Source organism: Streptomyces sp. NPDC005496, from assembly GCF_042872045.1.
Lineage (GTDB): Bacteria > Actinomycetota > Actinomycetes > Streptomycetales > Streptomycetaceae > Streptomyces.
The window spans coordinates 724,247-742,038 of record NZ_JBIAJQ010000001.1; the positions used below are offsets into that span (position 1 = coordinate 724,247).

Annotated in this window: 16 protein-coding genes; 8 read left to right on the plus strand and 8 right to left on the minus strand. The window is 73.7% G+C overall.

Features of this window, described 5'->3' with window-relative positions:
• Positions 1-2: 2 nt before the first annotated feature.
• A complete protein-coding gene (locus ACFYQQ_RS03340) occupies positions 3-1,805 on the minus strand; it encodes a S8 family serine peptidase (protein ID WP_355786376.1) in 1,803 nt (600 codons plus the stop codon).
• A 420-nt stretch (positions 1,806-2,225) separates the two neighbouring features.
• Between ACFYQQ_RS03340 and ACFYQQ_RS03345 the strand changes: the two genes are divergently transcribed.
• Together ACFYQQ_RS03345 and ACFYQQ_RS03350 are read left to right on the plus strand one after the other, a co-directional pair.
• Positions 2,226-3,176, plus strand: a complete 951-nt coding sequence (locus ACFYQQ_RS03345; protein WP_355795270.1) for a lytic polysaccharide monooxygenase — start codon at positions 2,226-2,228, stop codon at positions 3,174-3,176.
• A gap of 258 nt (positions 3,177-3,434) precedes the next feature.
• A complete protein-coding gene (locus tag ACFYQQ_RS03350) occupies positions 3,435-4,691 on the plus strand; it encodes a cytochrome P450 (protein ID WP_356175673.1) in 1,257 nt (418 codons plus the stop codon).
• Between the two features lie 3 nt (positions 4,692-4,694).
• On the opposite strand, the gene ACFYQQ_RS03355 is transcribed toward ACFYQQ_RS03350, so the two are convergent.
• The 7 genes from ACFYQQ_RS03355 to ACFYQQ_RS03385 form a co-directional block, all read right to left on the minus strand.
• Positions 4,695-5,054, minus strand: coding sequence for a DUF742 domain-containing protein (locus ACFYQQ_RS03355; RefSeq protein WP_355794847.1), 360 nt, complete (start codon positions 5,052-5,054; stop codon positions 4,695-4,697).
• Positions 5,051-6,754: an ATP-binding protein gene (locus ACFYQQ_RS03360; protein WP_356175670.1), complete on the minus strand. Its 1,704-nt coding sequence runs from the start codon at positions 6,752-6,754 to the stop codon at positions 5,051-5,053. The genes ACFYQQ_RS03355 and ACFYQQ_RS03360 overlap by 4 nt, the downstream gene beginning before the upstream one ends.
• A gap of 103 nt (positions 6,755-6,857) precedes the next feature.
• The gene (locus tag ACFYQQ_RS03365; RefSeq protein ID WP_355787677.1) at positions 6,858-7,658 is read right to left on the minus strand and encodes a VOC family protein; all 801 of its coding nucleotides are present in this window, start codon (positions 7,656-7,658) and stop codon (positions 6,858-6,860) included.
• 243 nt (positions 7,659-7,901) lie between these two features.
• The gene (gene msrB, locus ACFYQQ_RS03370; RefSeq protein WP_355787674.1) at positions 7,902-8,309 is read right to left on the minus strand and encodes a peptide-methionine (R)-S-oxide reductase MsrB; all 408 of its coding nucleotides are present in this window, start codon (positions 8,307-8,309) and stop codon (positions 7,902-7,904) included.
• Between the two features lie 28 nt (positions 8,310-8,337).
• Positions 8,338-9,729: a UDP-N-acetylmuramate--L-alanine ligase gene (murC, locus tag ACFYQQ_RS03375; protein WP_356175667.1), complete on the minus strand. Its 1,392-nt coding sequence runs from the start codon at positions 9,727-9,729 to the stop codon at positions 8,338-8,340.
• Positions 9,730-9,815: 86 nt separating this feature from the next.
• Positions 9,816-10,289 carry an indole-3-glycerol phosphate synthase gene (locus tag ACFYQQ_RS03380; protein WP_355787668.1) on the minus strand — a complete coding sequence of 158 codons (474 nt, stop codon included), beginning with the start codon at positions 10,287-10,289 and terminating at the stop codon, positions 9,816-9,818.
• Positions 10,290-10,476: 187 nt separating this feature from the next.
• Positions 10,477-11,280, minus strand: a complete 804-nt coding sequence (locus ACFYQQ_RS03385; protein ID WP_355787665.1) for a pyrimidine reductase family protein — start codon at positions 11,278-11,280, stop codon at positions 10,477-10,479.
• A gap of 37 nt (positions 11,281-11,317) precedes the next feature.
• Here ACFYQQ_RS03385 and zapE point away from each other — a divergent pair, with 37 nt between their 5' ends.
• The 6 genes from zapE to ACFYQQ_RS03415 all read left to right on the plus strand — a co-directional run bounded on the left by zapE (position 11,318) and on the right by ACFYQQ_RS03415 (position 17,504).
• On the plus strand, positions 11,318-12,445 hold the full coding sequence (zapE, locus tag ACFYQQ_RS03390) for a cell division protein ZapE (protein ID WP_388903174.1): 1,128 nt from the start codon (positions 11,318-11,320) through the stop codon (positions 12,443-12,445).
• Between the two features lie 147 nt (positions 12,446-12,592).
• Positions 12,593-12,928 (plus strand): hypothetical protein, encoded by a 336-nt coding sequence (locus ACFYQQ_RS03395; protein ID WP_356175661.1) that lies wholly within the window; start codon positions 12,593-12,595, stop codon positions 12,926-12,928.
• A gap of 71 nt (positions 12,929-12,999) precedes the next feature.
• Complete coding sequence (locus tag ACFYQQ_RS03400) at positions 13,000-13,578, plus strand: carbonic anhydrase (protein ID WP_356175658.1); 579 nt, start codon at positions 13,000-13,002, stop codon at positions 13,576-13,578.
• Positions 13,575-15,065, plus strand: a complete 1,491-nt coding sequence (locus ACFYQQ_RS03405) for a SulP family inorganic anion transporter (protein WP_356237775.1) — start codon at positions 13,575-13,577, stop codon at positions 15,063-15,065. Before ACFYQQ_RS03400 ends, ACFYQQ_RS03405 begins: the two co-directional genes overlap by 4 nt.
• 137 nt (positions 15,066-15,202) lie before the next feature.
• A complete protein-coding gene (locus ACFYQQ_RS03410; protein WP_355794071.1) occupies positions 15,203-16,033 on the plus strand; it encodes a slipin family protein in 831 nt (276 codons plus the stop codon).
• 88 nt (positions 16,034-16,121) lie between these two features.
• Complete coding sequence (locus tag ACFYQQ_RS03415; RefSeq protein WP_355794070.1) at positions 16,122-17,504, plus strand: PhoX family protein; 1,383 nt, start codon at positions 16,122-16,124, stop codon at positions 17,502-17,504.
• Positions 17,505-17,792 lie beyond the last annotated feature (288 nt).

Genomic DNA, 17,792 nt, shown 5'->3' on the forward strand with positions numbered 1-17,792 from the left:
GGTCAGAAGGTCAGCTTCCAGCTGTTGAGCGTGCCGGTGTCCTGCGCGGCGACGTCCTGCACGCGCAGCTTCCACGTGCCGTTGGCGCCCTCGCTCGACGCGTCGACGGTGTACGTGGTGTTCACGTTGTCGGCGGAGTCCGAGCCGCTGGAGGACTTCAGGCGGTACGCCGAGCCGTCCGGGGCGATCAGGTCGACGACGAGGTCGCCGCGGTAGGTGTGGGTGATGTCGACCCCGACCTTGAGAGTGGACGGCGCGTTGCCGCTGCGGCCGCTGACGGTGATCGGCGACTCGACGGCGGAGCCCGCGTCCGGGACGGCGAGGGGCGAGGTGCTGGTGAAGGTGGTGCCGGTCGAACCGCCGGTGCCGCTCACCGCCTGCACGGTCCTGGTCGCGTCGGCGAGACCGGCGCCGCAGCCGCCCGAGCAGGTGCCGGGCAGGGCACGGGCGTTGGCCTTGAGCGCGGACTCGATCTGGGCCGGCGTGAGCGAGGGGTTCGCCGACTTCATGAGCGCGACCAGGCCCGCGATGTGGGGCGTGGCCATGCTGGTGCCCTGGTAGTAGGCGTACGACTCGGTGCCGGGTGTCTTCGTGCCGGAGTTCAGCGTGGACAGGATGCCGCCCGCGGTCCCGGTGCTGGTCTGGCCGCCGGGCGCCGAGATGTCCACTAGCGTGCCGTAGTTGGAGTACGAGGCGCGGGAGCCGGTCCGGTTGGTCGCGGCGACGTTGACGACGTTGCCGCAACTCGACGGGGAGAAGCCGGAGGTGTTGGAGTTCTCGTTGCCGGCGGCCACGACCACGGTCGTCCCGCGGTTCACGGCGGCGGTGATGGCGCTCTGGGTGGCGGAGGTGCAGGCGCCCGCGCCGCCGAGGCTCATGTTGACGACCTTGGCGACGTTGGTGTTGGCGGGGACGCCGGCGACGGTGCCGCCGGACGCCCAGGTGATGGCGTCGATGATGTCGGAGTCGTAGCCGCCGCACTTGCTGAGGACCCGCAGCGGCGAGATCTTCGCCCCGTACGCGATGCCGGCGACGCCCTTGCCGTTGCCCGTGACCGCCGCGATGGTGCCGGCCACGTGCGTGCCGTGCCAGGAGGAGTTGCCGGCTCCCGTGCCCGCTCCGCACGCGTCGGTGGCGTACCAGTCGCCCGGGTCGGCCGGGTCGGCGTCGCGTCCGTCGCCGTCGACCGAGACCGCGGGGTCGGAGATGAAGTCGTACCCGGCGACGATGTTGGCGGCGAGGTCGGAGTGCGTGACGTAGCCGGTGTCGATGACGGCGACGGTCACGCCGCTGCCGGTCGAGGTGGACCAGGCACCGGGGACGTTCATGCCCGCGGTGGCCTCGAAGAGGTCCCACTGCTTGCCGTACTCGGTGTCGTTCGGGTCGGCCTGCGGGGTGTTGAGCCGGTCCGGGACGACGTAGGCGACCTGCGGGTCGGCGCGGTATTCGGCCATGACGTCGGCGACGTCGGCGCGGCCGAGCCGTTCGCCGAGGTCGACGAGGGCGGCGCCGGTGCCGAGGCGGCGGCGGAAGTCGAGGTCCTCCCCGGCCTCCTTGCCCTTCGCCTCGGCGTCGGCGGAGGCGGCCTTGTCGGATCTCGCCTCGGCGGCGCCGGACTTGTAGCCGACGATCAGGCGCTCGGCGGGGGTGGCCGCGGCGTCTTTGGCGGGGGTGGCGGTCTCCGCCCGGGCGGCGGGGGTCTGGGCGACGGCGGCCGAGGTGGCCGTCGCGGCCAGCAGTGCGGCGGACACCGCGGCGACGGATATCAGCTTCCGTCCGGCGGTGCGGGAGGGGGACGTACGCAAGGGCTTGCCTTTCGTGGCCGGCTCCGGGCAGCGCGGAGCAGCGGTCGATTCGCTTCGTCCTCGAAGCGGCGGGGGGTGAATCGAGACGTGCGCGGCGGCCGGCCGTACGCGAGCGGGCCCACGTGGGGGTTACCTGTGGGTCGGCTGTGCCCGAACGATAGGGAAACGGCTGGTGAGGCGGATACAGGGGAAACCCTCGATCTGGCCGGAAAAGACCCTCGCGGGCGGGCCGCTTCGGCCCCGATCACCGGAAGGCCCCGCTTTGCCCCCGCTCTCGTGTCCGGGCGTCAACCCCGTTGGCCGGAACCCGACTTGGCGCCCGTCCGCGCGCGGGCCGCCGCCTCGATGAACACGCGGCGCGGATCGCGCGTACTGCACGGGGAACGGCCCCCTTCGCGACAGCCCGAGGAGCCCCACCGGATGACCGCACATCGCACCGCCGCCGCGGCCGCCGTCGCCGTGGCGCTACCCCTCCTGCTGACGCCCCTCGCCGCGGGTCCGGCGCGGGCCCACGGCGCGCCGACCGATCCGGTCAGCCGGGTCGTGGCCTGCTCGCCCGAGGGCGGGAGCCGGGCCGGGTCCGCGGCCTGCCGGGCGGCGATCGCGGTGAACGGCGCCCCGTTCACCGCCTGGGACAACCTGCGGGTCGCCGGCGTCAACGGCAGGGACCGCCAGGTGATCCCCGACGGGCGGCTGTGCAGCGGCGGTCTGCCCGCCTACCGGGGCCTCGACCTCGCGCGCGCCGACTGGCCCGCCACCCGTCTCACGGCGGGCGCCCCGCTGACCCTCGCCTACAGCTCGACGATCCCGCACACGGGCACGTTCCGGCTGTACCTGACGAAGCCGGGGTACGACCCGGCGAAGCCCCTGACCTGGTCCGACCTGCCCACGCGGCCGTTCGCGACGGCCACCGACCCGTCCCTGGTCAAGGGCGCCTACCGCATCGCGGCGAAGCTCCCCGCCGACCGGTCGGGCCGCCACGTGCTGTTCACCGTCTGGCAGAACTCCAGCACCGCGGACACGTACTACTCGTGCTCGGACGTGGTGTTCGCGCGGGCGGCGAACGGCGCCGCGAAGGACACGGGGGCGGCAGGCGCGGGCGCCTCGGCGAAGCCGACCAGGGCCGCGAAGCCCGCTCCCGCGAAGACGCCCGAACCCTCGAAGGCGCCGCCCACGACCGAGGCGGCCCCGGCACCCGCCGAGGCCACGACGCCCGCCGGGGACGCCGCGGCCGACCGCTCCGAGCCCGTCGCGGACAGCACCGCCGGCGGTCCGGCGACCCTGCCGCTGGTCGCCGGCGGCGCCGGGGTGCTCCTGCTCACCGCGGGCGTCGCGCTGAGCAGGCGGCGCCGCCGGGGCCGGGTCAGTTGACGAACACCAGCGGGCTGCCCGCCTGGCCGGCGTCCCGGACGGGCGCGTAGCGGGCGGTGAAGAACCCGCCGGCGAAGCACAGGGGAGAGCCGGAGTACTTCGTGAACTGCCGGCCGCTGCCGTCCGGGCTGACGTCCCCGCCCCGCGCGAGGATCTCCGCGTCGGCATTCGGCCAGGCCCGCTGAAGCGCCGGTGCGGCCCGGGCACGGCCGCGTACCGTGCCCAGGCGTAACGGCGTTCGAGTGCCTGGAGGCTGCGATGGGACACCCGCTCCCTTTACCGATCGACGCGACCGGCCGTGACATCCACGGCGAGGCGGCACAGGTCCTCGCCAGAGGCGCGGCGGCCCGCGTCGAACTGCCCGGCGGCGTACCGGCGTGGGCCGTCGGCAGCCCCGCGCTGCTGCGCAGGCTGCTGACCGACCCGCGGGTCTCCAAGGACCCGCGACAGCACTGGCCGCTGTGGATCGACGGCGCGATCTCGCCGGAATGGCCGCTGTTCACGTGGGTCGCGGTGCGGAACATGTTCACCGCGTACGGCGGCGACCACCGGCGGCTGCGGCTCCTCGTGTCCAAGGCGTTCACGGCCCGTCGTACGGCGGCGCTGCGGCCCCGTATCGAGCAGCTCACCGGCGACCTCCTCGACCGGCTCCACGCGGCCGGGCGCGGGGGCGAACCCGTCGATCTGCGGGAGGAGTTCTGCTACCCGCTGCCGATCCAGGTGATCAGCGAGCTGTTCGGGCTCCCGGAGAAGCGGAGCGCGGACCTGCGGGAACTGGTCGACAGCATCTTCCACACCTCCGCGGAACCGGAGGAGGTCACCGGCAACTACGCCCGGCTCTACGCCGTCATGGCCGAACTCGTCGCAGACAAGCGGGAGTTCCCGGGCGACGACCTGACCTCCGGTCTCATCGCGGCGCGCGACGACGAGGACGGCGGCAGACTCAGCGAACAGGAACTGCTCGACACCCTGGTCCTGATGATCAGCGCGGGGCACGAGACCACGGTCAACCTCATCGACAACGCCGTCCACGCCCTGCTGACCCATCCCGAACAGCTCGCGCACGTCCGCGCCGGCCGCGCCTCCTGGGACGACGTCGTCGAGGAGACCCTGCGCGCGGAGGCACCGGTCGCCAACCTGCCCCTGCGCTACGCCGTGGAGGACCTCGACCTCGGTGAACTCGGGGGCCCGCAGGGCACGGTGATCGGCAAGGGCGAGGCCATCCTCGCCGCCTACGCCGCCGCGGGGCGCAGTCCCGAGCAGTACGGTCCCGACGCCGGCCGCTTCGACGTGACCCGCCTCGACAAGGAGCACCTCGCCTTCGGGCACGGCGTGCACCACTGCCTCGGAGCGCCGCTGGGCCGCCTGGAAGCCAGGATCGCGCTCCCGGCCCTCTTCGAGCGCTTCCCCGACCTCGAACTCGCCGTCTCCCCGGACGAGTTGCTCCCGGTGGACTCGTTCATCTCCAACGGCCACCGCTCCCTTCCCGTACGGCTGTCCGGGCGGACGCGCTAGGCATCACCGGCGGGCACGGAGTGCGTCCAGGACCTCCTGGAGCACCTGTGGGTCGGGCGGCCGGGCGGCGGGGACGGGCGCCCGGGTGACGAGGTGGCCGCCGTCCACGAGGTCGGCGACCAGCACCTTCGTGACGCTGACCGGCAGTTCCAGCTCCCCGGCCGCCTCCGCGACCGACAGCGGCCCCGCCCGGAGCAGCCCGACTAGTTCGCGTTCCTCCGGGCTCAGGGGAACTCGCGGGGGATCGTCGACGCCGACCAGCAGCGTGTCCGCGTCGAGGGTGTTGCGGGTGGGCCGGGCCCGCCCCCCGGTGACGACGTACACCCGCACCAGCCGGTCCCCCGGCGGCCGCGGGGCCGTCATACCGCACCACCGGAGCCGGACACCGAGTCGGGCGGAGGCTCGGCCGTCGGCTCGCCGGCGGACTCCGTCGCCGACTCCGGCCCCGCGGACGCGCTGACCCCGGTCGCGGTGGCCCCGGACACGTCCGCCCCGGTCGCGGTGGCCGTCTCGGCCCGGCCTCGGCGGAGTCCGCTCGCGAAGGCGTTCATCCGCAGGGCGTTCCGCTCGGCGGCGCGCACGGCGTCGTCGTCGGCGTCGGCGGCGTCCGCCCGTTCCCCTTCCCGAGCCGATCCCGCCTCCCCGGCAGCCCGGGCACCTCTGTCCCGCCCTGCCTCCCCGGCTTTCCCCGCCCCCGACGCGCTCCGGCCGTCCTCCACCTCGCCGTCACCCCCGGTGCTCTCGACGCCCGACGTGTTCTGAACCCCCACCGTGCTCCCGGTGTCCGCAGCCCCCTCCGCCAGCCCGTTCCCCGCGCCTCCGGGGCCCCTGCCGGTTCCGACCCCCGGCACCGACCCGACGTCCGCAACCCTCGCTCCCCTCCCGCTTCCCTCCCCCTGATCTCCCCGCCGCGTACGCCGCCGCCGTCTCGGCAGGCCCCCCGCCGCGCCGCCTTCCGTCCCCGCCGCACCGGCGTCGCCCGTCCCGGTCGCCGGGGGTTCGAGGAGGGCCGGCGGCAGGAGGACGACGGCGCGCAGGCCGCCGTAGGGGGAGCGGGTGTCCACGGAGACCGCGAGACCGTGCCGGGCGGCGAGCGTGCCGACGACGGCGAAACCGAAGCGGGGCGGATCGCCGAGGCGGGTGAGGTCCACGGGACGGAACCCGGCGAGCAGTTCGGCGGCGTACTGCGCCGCCTCGTCGTCCAGGCCGGACCCGGCGTCGTCGATGACGACGCAGGCTCCGCCGGGGACGGCACGGACTCCGGCCTCGACCGTCGTGCCGGGCGGCGAGTGGCGGGCGGCGTTGTCCAGCAGTTCGGCGACGGCGAGGACCAGCGGGTCCACGACCGGTCCGGTCACCGTCACGTCCGACGCCCCGCCGACGCGTATCCGGCGGTAGTCGCGGATGCGGGAGGCCGCGCCGCGCACGACGTCGGTGAGCGCGGCGGGGTCCCGCCGCCGCTCGGGCGCGGACCCGCCGAGCACGGCCAGGGCACCGGCGCGGCGGGCGAGGCGGGCGTTGGCGTGGTCGATGCCGAGCAGGTCGCCGAGGACGTCCGGGTCGTCGTACCGGTGCTGCATCGCGGCGATGGCGGCCTGCTGCTCGTCGGCGAGGTCGAGGAGTGCGCGCGCCGCCTCCCCGAGGACGGCACGGGCGCCGCCGTCCGCGCGCGCCCCGGCCTGTCCGAGCGCGGCGGTGAACCGCTCCAGCACGCTGTCGAGGCACGCCGCGAGACCGGTGCCGGCGAGGCGCGCGTCGAGGGGCCCGGTGTCCACGAAGGGGCGGGCGGGGCCGGGAGGCGGGGTCGGACCGGAAGGTGCGGTCCCGTCGGCCGGGGCGGGCCGGGGACGTCCCCGGGCCTCCGACAGGGCCTCGGGCCCCGGCAGGCGCACCGCGACCAGGTGCCGTACCTCTTCCTCCCAGGCCCGCAGGCGCTCCGCGAGCCGGGCGGCGCGGTCGCGGTGGTGGGCGGCGGCCCGGCGCAGGCGTACGAGGAGGAAGGTCAGGGTCAGGAGCCCGGTGGCCAGGAGCCCGCACGCCGCGTCGGGTGTCCAAGCGGGCATGGGTCCCCCTCCGCGCCGCCGTGAGGTGCCGTGACCGTGCTCGGTGCGGCACCCACACCTACGTAAGGGAGCGCCGGGCTGCTCACCGCGGGCGGGGCGGGTGTCAGGGGGCCGCGCGCGAGGTCACCGTGAAGCGTGCCCCGTCGGGGTCGCTGAGGAGGGCCTCGTCCACGTCCTGTCCGCGGGCGAGGACGCTGCCCCCGTGGGCGAGGGCGGCCCTGGCGCAGGCCTCCACGTCGGTGACGGCGAAGTGGATCTGCCAGTGCGGTCGCAGGGCGGGGTCGGGCGCGGCGCCGAGCGCTCCGGAGTAGATCCGGGCCACCACGAGTTCCCCGCTGGTCAGGACGACCTCGTCCCCGTCGTAGTGGACCTCGCAGCCGCCGGGGCCGGCGGACGCCCACTGAAGGACCTCGCCGTAGAACATCGCGGCGTCGAGGGCGTCGCGGGTGTGCAGGCGCACGAAGGCGGGGGCGGCCTGGCGCCAGTGCTCCCAGCCGGCCACCAGCGCGCCCTCCCAGACGCCGAAGACGGCTCCGTCCCGGTCGGCGAGGAGGGCGGCCCGGCCGGGCGGGAAGGCGATGGGGCCCACGGCGGTCGTCCCGCCGCGTTCCTGGCTGCGGGACACGGCGGCGTCCGCGTCGGTCACCGCGAAGTACGGCGTCCAGGAGACCGCCATCTGCCACGCGGTGGCGACCTCGGCGGCGCCGGCCACCGGCACTCCGGCCGCCCGTGCGACGCGGAACTGGTCGCCGAGCCCGCCCTGGCTCCACTCCCAGCCGAGCACGGCGCTGTAGAAGGCCTCGGCGGCCCGGAGGTCACGTGCGCTCAGGCTGACCCAGCAGGGCGCGCCGAACACCGAGTGACTGGAGAGCACCTCACCGTGCAGAGTTCTGTCGCTGTTCATCCCCGTACCGTCCCGGTCGCGCCGCCCGCCGTGTGCGGGCCGGGTCCGGATCCGCTCCGGACACGGTGCCCGCCCGGCGGCCGGACGGCCTCTGCCGCGTCTGCTCCGCGCTGGTCGGGATCCAGCATCTCCCGGCGCGGCGCCGGACGCACCGTAGGTCACCCAGGCGGGTCCCCGGTGCTCGACGTCACGGCCCTGAGCTGGGGTTCTTCCGGCCGTGACGCCGTTCGGGCACGGCCCGGGTCACGCCTCGTCGGGCGTCAGCCGCAGCGAGATCGAGTTGATGCAGTAGCGCTGGTCGGTGGGCGTCGGGTAGCCCTCGCCCTCGAAGACGTGCCCGAGGTGTGATCCGCAGCGGGCGCACCTGACCTCGGTGCGGAGCATCCCGTGCGAGCGGTCCTCGATCAGTTCGACCGCATCGGTGTCCTTCGGGTCGAAGAAGCTCGGCCAGCCGCAGTGCGACTCGAACTTCTCACCGGAGGTGAAGAGTTCGGCGCCGCAGGCGCGACAGGAGTAGACGCCCTTGGTCTTGGTGTCGGTGTACTCGCCGGTGAACGCGGGCTCGGTGCCCGCCTTGCGCAGGACGGTGTACTCGGCAGGAGTCAGCTCCGCGCGCCACTGCTCGTCCGGCTTTTCGATGTCGTAGGACATGAAGCTCAACCCCTCAAAAACGCTGTGCCTACCTGGACAGGCGCGCCAGGATCTCGGGGCCGAGATCCGTGACGTCCCCCGCGCCCATGGTGAGAACGAGATCACCGGGCTTCGCCATTCCCGCGACCACGGAGGGCACCTCCGCCTTGTCGTGGACCGGTGTCACGTCGGCGCCGGCGGCGCGGGCCGCCTCGATGATCAGCGTGCTGGTGACGCCCGGGATCGGGTCCTCGCGGGCCGGGTAGATGTCGAGGACCACGGAGGCATCGGCGAGGGCCAGCGCGTCGCCCATCTCCTTGCCGAGCTCCTGGGTGCGGGAGAAGAGGTGCGGCTGGAAGACGACGAGGATGCGGGAGTCGCCGGCCGCCGCGCGCATGGCCTCCAGGTCCGCCGTCATCTCGGTCGGGTGGTGCGCGTAGGAGTCGATGACCTGGACGCCGCCCTCCTCGCCCTTGAGCTGGAGGCGGCGCTTGACGCCGGTGTAGGAGGCGAGGGCCGGGGCGAGCTCGGCGGCCGGGATGCCGAGGGCCACGCCCGCCGCGAGGGCCGCGACCGCGTTGTGCGCGTAGTGCCGGCCGGGCACGGAGACGGCGAAGGTGAGGGTCTCGCCGTCCAGCTCGACGGTGACCTCGCTCTTGAGCCCCTGGGCGACGACCGAGACGACCCGCACGTCCGCGTCGGCGGCCTCGCCGTACGTGACCACGCGCACGTCACGCGTCCGCACGCGGCGGGTCAGCTCGCGGGCGCCCTCGTGGTCCGAGGAGATCACCAGGGTGCCGCCCTCGGTGACGCGCTCCACGAACGTCTCGAAGGACGCGTAGATCTCGTCCATCGAGGCGTAGTTGGCGTGGTGGTCGAGTTCCACGTTGAGGACGATCGCCACTTCGGGGGCGTACTTGTGGAAGCTGCGGTCCGACTCGTCGGCCTCGGCGACGAAGATGTCGCCCTCGCCGTGCAGGGCGTTGGAACCGGGGGCGTCCAGGTCACCGCCGATGGCGTAGGAGGGGGCCAGCCCGAGCGAGGACAGCGACACCGCAAGCATGGAGGTGGTCGTCGTCTTGCCGTGGGTGCCCGCCACCGCGATCGGGCGCAGGCCGTCCATCAGCCGGGCCAGGGCGTCCGAGCGGTGGACCACCGGGATGCCGAGTTCCGCCGCGCGGGCCAGTTCCGGGTTGTCCGCGCGGATCGCCGAGGAGACGACGACGCAGGTGGCGTCGGGGGCGAGATGGCCGGCCGCGTGCCCGATGTGCACCGTCGCGCCGAGGGCGCGCAGGGCCTCGGCGGTCGCGGAGTCCTTGGCGTCGCTGCCGGCCACCGCGGCCCCGCGCTGGGCGAGGATCTTCGCGATGCCCGACATCCCGGCTCCGCCGATCCCGATGAAGTGCGGTCGGTCCATGGCGGTAGGAAGGCCGGGTGCCATGCGTGTTCTCCCCAAGCGGTGCGGTGTGACGACGAGCGACAGGACGGCAGCGGGGGCGGAAGCCCCGGCGGCTGCGCGGGCCCAGCCTATGCCTTGCTGTGCGAGAACAGTTTCAGCACCGGGACACCCACCTTGTGCCGGGCCCGGGAGGCCCAGTCGCGGTGGAAGAACTCCTCCACGTAGTGCGGGTCCGTGAGCACGATGACCTCGTCGGCGTCGATCTCGTCGACCAGTCCCTTGAGCGCGTCCAGGGGATGGTCCTCGATGAGACGGCCCGCCGCCTCGCTGCCGGCCGCGCGCAGGGCGACCAGGGAGATGTCGAGCGCCTGCTGTCCCTGCCCGGCCGCGTCCGCGCCCTCGGGCGTCTCGTCCTCGCGGACCGCCTCGTCCAGCTCGCCCAGGGCGACGTCGTCGATGGCCCGCAGCAGCCGGTCGGCCTGGTCGCCGCGGGGCTGGAGCAGGACGTGGAAGGAAACCGCCTCGTCGCCGTGCAGGGTGGTGACGAACTCCACGTCGGCGGACGTCAGGGCCTTCTCGATCATCAATACGCTTGTGAACACGACAGGCGCCCTTCTCCTCCGAGGGCCGTCTTGGGCCCTGTCTCCTGCGGGGCCGCACGGCCCCTTCTGCTGCGTCTCGCGCACGGGTCGTCCCACGACCCTGCGGAAACCATCCTGCCCCGTAACCGCACGGGTACCGCGGAGATCCAGTGTGCCCGGCGGAAGCCAACCGGAACGACACATTCCGTCACCCTGTGTGCTGCCGACGGTATCGGCTGAACAGGAACCCGGCCTCCTCCAGCAGCGACGCGAGTTCGAAGCGCCTAGGGACCTCCACCGGCGGGCCCGAGGCGATCCGCTGCGCGCCGCCCGCCGTCAGCATCGGGGAGAGGGTGAGGCACAGCTCGTCCAGGACCCCGGCGGCGATCAGCTGCCCCAGCAGGCGGGGCCCGCCCTCGGTCAGCAGCCGGTTCATCCCGCGCTCGGCGAGGGCGGCCACGGCGCGCACCGGATCGACGCCCGCGCCGTCCCCGGCGATCACCACCTCCGCGCCGGCCTTCCCGGCGGCGGTGATCCGGTCGGCGGGCGCAGCGGCCCCCGTCAGCACGAGCGTGGGCACCAGCGGCGAGGTGAAGAGCGGCAGCGAGAAGTCCAGGTCGAGACGGGCGCTCACCACCGCGATGGCCGGCGCGGGCCCCTGTCCGGCCGCCTCCCGCAGCGCGGCGAAGTCCTCCCGCGCGCGTGCCGGGCGGTACCCCTCCTGGCGTACCGTCTCGGCCCCCACCACGATCACGTCCGCGAGGGCGCGCAGCGTGCCGAAGATCCGCATGTCGGCGGCGCAGGAGATGGGCTGCGAGCGTCCCTCGTGCTGGGCGGCGCCGTCGAGCGTGGACACCATGTTGGCGCGCAGCCACGGCCCGCGGACGTCGGGGTAGGCGTACGCCCGCGCCAGCTCCCCGAGACTCCAGTCCCGGTCCGTCACGTCCGCCCCGGGGGCCTCGCCCGAGGCCTGGGCTGCTGTTTCTTCGGTCACAGGGAACAGGCGTCGCATGTCGTGCAGTGTGGCACGGCCCTTAGAGTGGGGAACCGTGTCGTCCTCCCCCGCCGCCCATGGCCTCAGCCCGATAGCCGAAGCGGCTCCGCAGTCCCTGTGCGCCCGCGAGCCGCACGTCCCCGCGGACCGGCTCGTGGCCGAGATGGTGCCGCCGCCCCGCTTCGACTCGGTCCGCTTCGATACGTACATCCCGGACCCGAACCAGCCGAGCCAGACCGAGGCCGTGCGCGTCCTCGGCGACTTCGCGGCCGGTCTCGGCGCGGCGCACGGCGCCGCCTCGGGCCGGCGCAGGCTGTTCGGCCTCGGCCTCGGCCGGGCGCCGAAGGCCCCCACCGGGCCGCGCGGTGTCTACCTGGACGGCGGGTACGGCGTCGGCAAGACCCACCTGCTGGCCTCCCTGTGGCACGCGACCCCGGCCGAGCCCGCCCTCAAGGCGTTCGGCACCTTCGTCGAGCTGACGAACCTGGTCGGCGCGCTCGGTTTCCAGAAGACCGTGCAGACGCTCTCCGGCCACCGGCTGCTGTGCATCGACGAGTTCGAGCTGGACGACCCGGGCGACACCGTCCTGGTCTCCACGCTGCTGGGCAAGCTGGTCGACGCGGGTGTGGCGCTCGCCGCCACCTCGAACACGCTGCCGGGCAAGCTCGGTGAGGGCCGGTTCGCCGCCGCCGACTTCCTGCGGGAGATCCAGGGCCTGTCCGCGCACTTCCGTCCGCTGCGCATCGACGGCGAGGACTACCGCCACCGCGGGCTGCCCGAGGCGCCCGCGCCGTTCTCCGACGAGCAGGTCACGAAGACCGCGTACGCCACCGAGGGGGCGTCCCTCGACGACTTCCCGCACCTGCTGGAGCACCTCGCACGCGTCCACCCGAGCCGGTACGGCGCGCTGACCGACGGCCTCGCGGCCGTCTGCCTCACCGATGTGCGGCCGGTGCCGGACCAGTCGACGGCGCTGCGGCTCGTCGTGCTGGCCGACCGGCTCTACGACCGCGAGGTGCCGGTCCTCGCCTCCGGAATGCCCTTCGACCGGCTCTTCAGCGAGGAGATGCTGAACGGCGGCTACCGCAAGAAGTACTTCCGCGCGATCTCCCGGCTCACCGCCCTCGCCCGGGACGCCGGACCCCTGGTGCGGGACGGGAATTCGGACGCCGACCGAACGTAAAACGTCTTTTGTAGGCAGTATCCCGCCACCTGCCCCCACCGCCCGTTTCAGGCCCTCTTCAGGGTGCAACGTTAAGTTAACCCAGCAAACAACTTGCCGCGCTAGCGTGCCGGTTGACGTGCGGGAGGCGGTGCGGGAGGGGGGCGCATGACACGAGTTACGACGGTCCGGGCGCTGCTGTCCGCCCTCGCCGCCGTTCTGCTGGTGCTCCAGCTCCTCGCGTCCGCCGAGGCGTTCGCTTCCGTACACACGAGCGAGGTCGTCTCGTGCGGGGAGACCGAGGAGCCGCAGAAGGCGGCGCCGCCGGCCGCCGCGCGCGACCGGGGCCGCGCCGAGGACCGGACTCCCGGGGTGCCCCCACGCACCGCGCCGGACCGCCGCACGTTCCCGTGCCCGCCGCCGGTACGCACCGGCCCGCACGCGCGCGCGCCGAGATCCTCGGCCGCGCACTCCCCCGCGACACTCCAGGTCTTCCGCTGCTGACAGGGGCCGTGACCCCCCACACCACGTTCTGTCAGCCGACGCGCCGTCGAGGCGCGCCAGGAGGAACCGACATGCAGCCCCTCATCGATCACGCCCGTGCGCACGGACAGCGCCCGCAGGACTTCGCCCGGCTGGCCGCGGGCCAGTCCCCGCAGGCCCTGTTCATCACCTGTTCGGACTCCCGGGTCGTCCCGGCACTGATCACCGGCGCCCGTCCGGGCGAGCTCTTCGAGCTGCGCACCGCGGGCAACATCGTCCCCCCGTACACCTCCGCCCGCCCCACCGGCGAGGCGGCCACCATCGAGTACGCCGTGAACGTGCTCGGCGTCACCGACGTCGTCGTCTGCGGTCACTCGCACTGCGGCGCGGTCGGCGCGCTGGTGCGCGGCGACGACCTGACCGCCGTGCCCGCCGTGCGCGACTGGCTGGCGCACGCGAGCGAGCGCCCCAGGGGCGCTGCCGGGGACCCCGCCGTGGCCGAGGCGGTGCAGAGCCACGTCCTGACCCAGCTGCTGCGGCTGCGCTCGTACCCGTGCGTGGCCGACAGGCTGACGGACGGTCGGCTGCGCCTGCACGCCTGGTTCTACGAGGTGCACACCGGCGTCGTACGGGAGCACCGCCCGGACACCGACACCTTCGAGGCGCTGTGAGCGCCGCGACGGAGCCGGCGCGGTCGCGTCCGGCGCGCTTCCCTCATCTGCGGCAGGACTTCGCCGCCTCGGTCGTCGTCTTCCTCGTCGCCCTCCCGCTGTGCGTGGGCGTCGCCGTCGCCTCCGGGGTGCCGGCCGAACTCGGCCTGGTCACCGGCATCGTGGGCGGTGTCGTCACCGGCATGATGCGCGGCAGCAGCCTCCAGGTGTCGGGGCCGGCGGCCGGGCTGACGGTGCTGGTCTTCGAGGCGGTGCGGGAGTTCGGGCTGCCGGCCCTCGGTGTGATCGTGCTGGCCACGGGCCTGCTGCAACTCCTCATGGGCGTCCTGAGGCTGGGCCGCTACTTCCGGGCCATCTCGGTGGCCGTCGTCGAGGGCATGCTCGCCGGCATCGGTCTCGTGCTGATCGCGGGCCAGCTGTACTCGGCGGCGGGACTGACCGCGCCCGCCTCGGGGCTGGACAAGATCACCGGTCTGCCGGGGGCGCTCGCCGGGGCCGCCGGGAATCCCGAGGCGCTGGCGTCGCTCGCCCTCGGCGCGGGCACCGTCGCCGTCCTCGTGCTGTGGAAGCGGCTGCCGAAGCGGGTACGGGCGGTGCCGGGTCCGCTCGGCGCGGTCGTGCTGGCCACCCTCACCGCGCTGGTGTTCTCCCTGCCGGTCGCCACGGTCGAGGTGCGGGGGCTGCTGGGCTCGCTGCAGCCCCCGCCCCTGGAGGCCTACGGCGAACTGGCGAGCGTGGGCCTGCTCGGCACGGTCCTCGCCTTCGTGCTGATCGCCTCGGCGGAGAGCCTGTTCAGCGCGGCGGCCGTGGACCGGCTGCACGACGGTCCGCGGACCCAGTACGACAGGGAACTGGTGGCGCAGGGCGCGGGCAACACCGTCTGCGGGCTGCTCGGCGCGCTGCCGATGACCGCGGTGATCGTCCGCAGCGCGGCGAACGTGCAGGCGGGGGCGCGGACCAAGGCGTCCCGGGTGCTGCACGGCGTCTGGCTGCTGCTGTTCGCCGCGCTGCTGCCCGCGGCGCTCGGGATCATCCCGCTGCCCGCCCTCGCAGGCATCCTGGTGTACGCGGGCTGGAACCTGATCCCGCTGCGGGCGATCGCGGAGCTGTGGCGGGAGCACCGCGGCGAGGCGCTGATCCTCGTCGTCACCGCCGTGTCCATCGTCGCCGTCAGCATGTTCGAGGGCGTCCTGATCGGCCTCGCGCTGGCCGTCGTGAAGACGGCCTGGGAGGCCTCGCACGTGCGGCTGGAGGTCATAGACAAGGGCGCCGGACCCGTCCAGGCCCACCTCTCGGGCAACGCGACCTTCCTGCGGCTGCCGAAGATACTCGACAGTCTGGAGGCGCTGCCCCAGGACCGCCCGGTCGAGGTGAACCTGTCCGGGCTGCACCATCTCGACCACGCCTGCCGGGTCGCGCTGGAGAACTGGGCGTCCCGGCACAGCACGACCGGCACCGAGCCCGTGAAGGTCACCCCGGTGCCCTGACCGGCCCCTCGCGCACTGCCCCGGCCGGGTCCGCCCTCGCGGCGGACCCGGCCCTTCGTTGCGCGGCCCCGGTACCGCCGACGCGGCGGCGTAAAGTGGACTTTCCAGGCATGTCTGGCGGATCGAAGGGGGTCGTCGTGCTAGAGGAACTTCTCGTCGCCGGTGCGGCGGTCGGCGGCGCCACGCTCGTGTACCTCTCGGCGGCGGCGCGGATCGTCAAGCAGTACGAGCGCGGGGTCGTCTTCCGCCTGGGCCGGCTGACCGGCGGGGTACGCGGGCCCGGCTTCACCGCGGTGATCCCCGTGATCGACCGGATACGCAAGGTGAACATGCAGATCGTGACGATGCCGGTGCCCGCGCAGGACGGCATCACCCGGGACAACGTCACGGTCCGGGTGGACGCCGTCATCTACTTCAAGGTCGTCGACGCCGCCGACGCGGTCGTCCAGGTCGAGGACTACCGCTTCGCGGTCTCCCAGATGGCCCAGACCTCCCTGCGCTCCATCATCGGCAAGAGCGACCTGGACGACCTGCTGTCCAACCGCGAAAAGCTCAACCAGGGACTGGAGTTGATGATCGACAGCCCCTCCATCGGCTGGGGCGTGCAGATCGACCGCGTCGAGATCAAGGACGTCTCACTGCCCGAGACCATGAAACGCTCCATGGCCCGCCAGGCCGAGGCCGACCGCGAACGCCGCGCCCGCATCATCAACGCCGACGCCGAACTCCAGGCGTCCAAGAAACTCGCGGAAGCCGCCGGTGTCATGTCCGAGCAGCCCGCCGCCCTCCAACTGCGCCTCCTGCAGACCGTGGTGGCCGTCGCCGCCGAGAAGAACTCCACCCTCGTCCTGCCCTTCCCCGTCGAACTCCTGCGCTTCCTCGAACGCGCCCAGAACCAGTACCCGGCACCCCAGGACCCCGCCGCGCAGCCCCCGCCGGCCACGAGGCCTCCGGTGACCGACGAGTGACACGTGCTACGCGCGTGGTTCCGGTAGCCCGTACCGCGTGATACCACAGCGGGGTCACAGTCCTGTCCGCCAGCAGGAGGGTTGCCCCATGTCCGAGACCGCTCGATCAGCGACACGACGTCAGGTCCTCGCCCGCACCGGCGCGTTGGGCGCCTCGATCGCGTTCGCAGGAAACCTCTCCGAACTCTTCGCGGGCACCGCCGCCGCGCAGGACCTCGGCCACCACGGCTACGGCCCCCTCGTCCCCGACCCGGACGGACTGCTCGATCTGCCGGAAGGTTTCCGCTACCGGGTGCTGTCCCGCGAGGGCGACCCGCTGCGCTCCGGCGAGGGCCCGGTACCCAGCAACCACGACGGCATGTCGGCGTTCCCCGGACGCCACGGCCGGGTCCACCTCGTCCGCAACCACGAGAACCGCGTCACCGCGAAGATCCCGGTCCCCACCATCGAGGGCCTCACCTACGACCCGGCGGGCAAGGGCGGGTGTACGGCGCTGACGGTGGACAGGCACGGCGAGGTCCTCTCCGAGCGCGTCGCCATCGCCGGTACCGCCGTCAACTGCGCGGGTGGGCCCACCCCTTGGGGGACCTGGCTCACCTGCGAGGAGACCGAGGACAGGGCCGGCACCAACGGCTACACCAAGGACCACGGCTTCATCTTCGAGGTCGACCCGGTGGACCCGCGCCGCACCGGCGCCGTGCCGCTCACCGCGATGGGCCGCTTCCAGCACGAGGCGATCGCCGTCGACCCCCGGCGGGGCATCGTCTACGAGACCGAGGACGCGTTCCTCAAGCCCTTCGGCCTCTTCTACCGCTTCCTGCCCAACAAGCCCGAGGGCGGCCGGGGTTCGCTGCGCGCCGGCGGCAGACTCCAGGCGATGCGCGTGCCCGGCGTACCCGACCTGTCCGCCATCCAGGAGACGGGCGCCACCTTCGACGGCGTCGAATGGGTGGACGTGCCGGACCCGCTGGCCGTTCAGACCCCCGTCCGGCTCCAGGACTTCGGCCCGAAGGGCATCACGCACGCCCAGAAGCTGGAGGGCTGCTACTGGGGCGGGAAGTCCGTGTACTTCGTCTCCTCCTTCGCCCACAGCGCGGAGGGCTCGGCGGCGGACCACTACGGGCAGATCTGGCGCTACGACCCGTCGTCGCGCCGCCTCACCCTCGTGATCGTCTTCGGCCCGGCCACCGACGTCCAGCTCCCGGGCGAGTCCCCGGACAACATCTGCCTCGCCCCGAGCGGCGGCCTCATGGTCTGCGAGGACGGCAACGGCGCGCAGCACGTCTTCGGCGTGACCCGGCGCGGCGAGGTCTACGCGATGGCCCGCGGCGCCCAGAACATCGGCACGCCCGAGGCCCCGGAGTGGGGCGAGTTCGCGGGCGTCACCTTCTCGCCGGACGGCCGGACGATGTACGTCAACTGCTACACCCCGGGCACGACGTTCGCGGTCACCGGGCCGTGGCGCCGCTGACCCCGGCGGGCTGACGGCCGACTCACGCCGGTGGGGCCCCGGGGCGGGTGCCCCGGGGCTCCGCCGTGCCGTCACCCGGGGGCGCCCCGGGCTCTGGCGGTCCGCCGAGTCGAACCGCGAGTAGCGGGCACCCGGGCCCCGGCGGAAGATCGAGGAACACGGCGGTTGAAGGGGTGCGTGGTGGCGAAGACCAGGACCGGGGCCGGGACCGACACCGGGAAGAAGGCGGGGTCCGGAAAGAGAGCGGAGTCCGGGAAGAAGGCCGGGTCCGGGAAGGACCACAAGGGC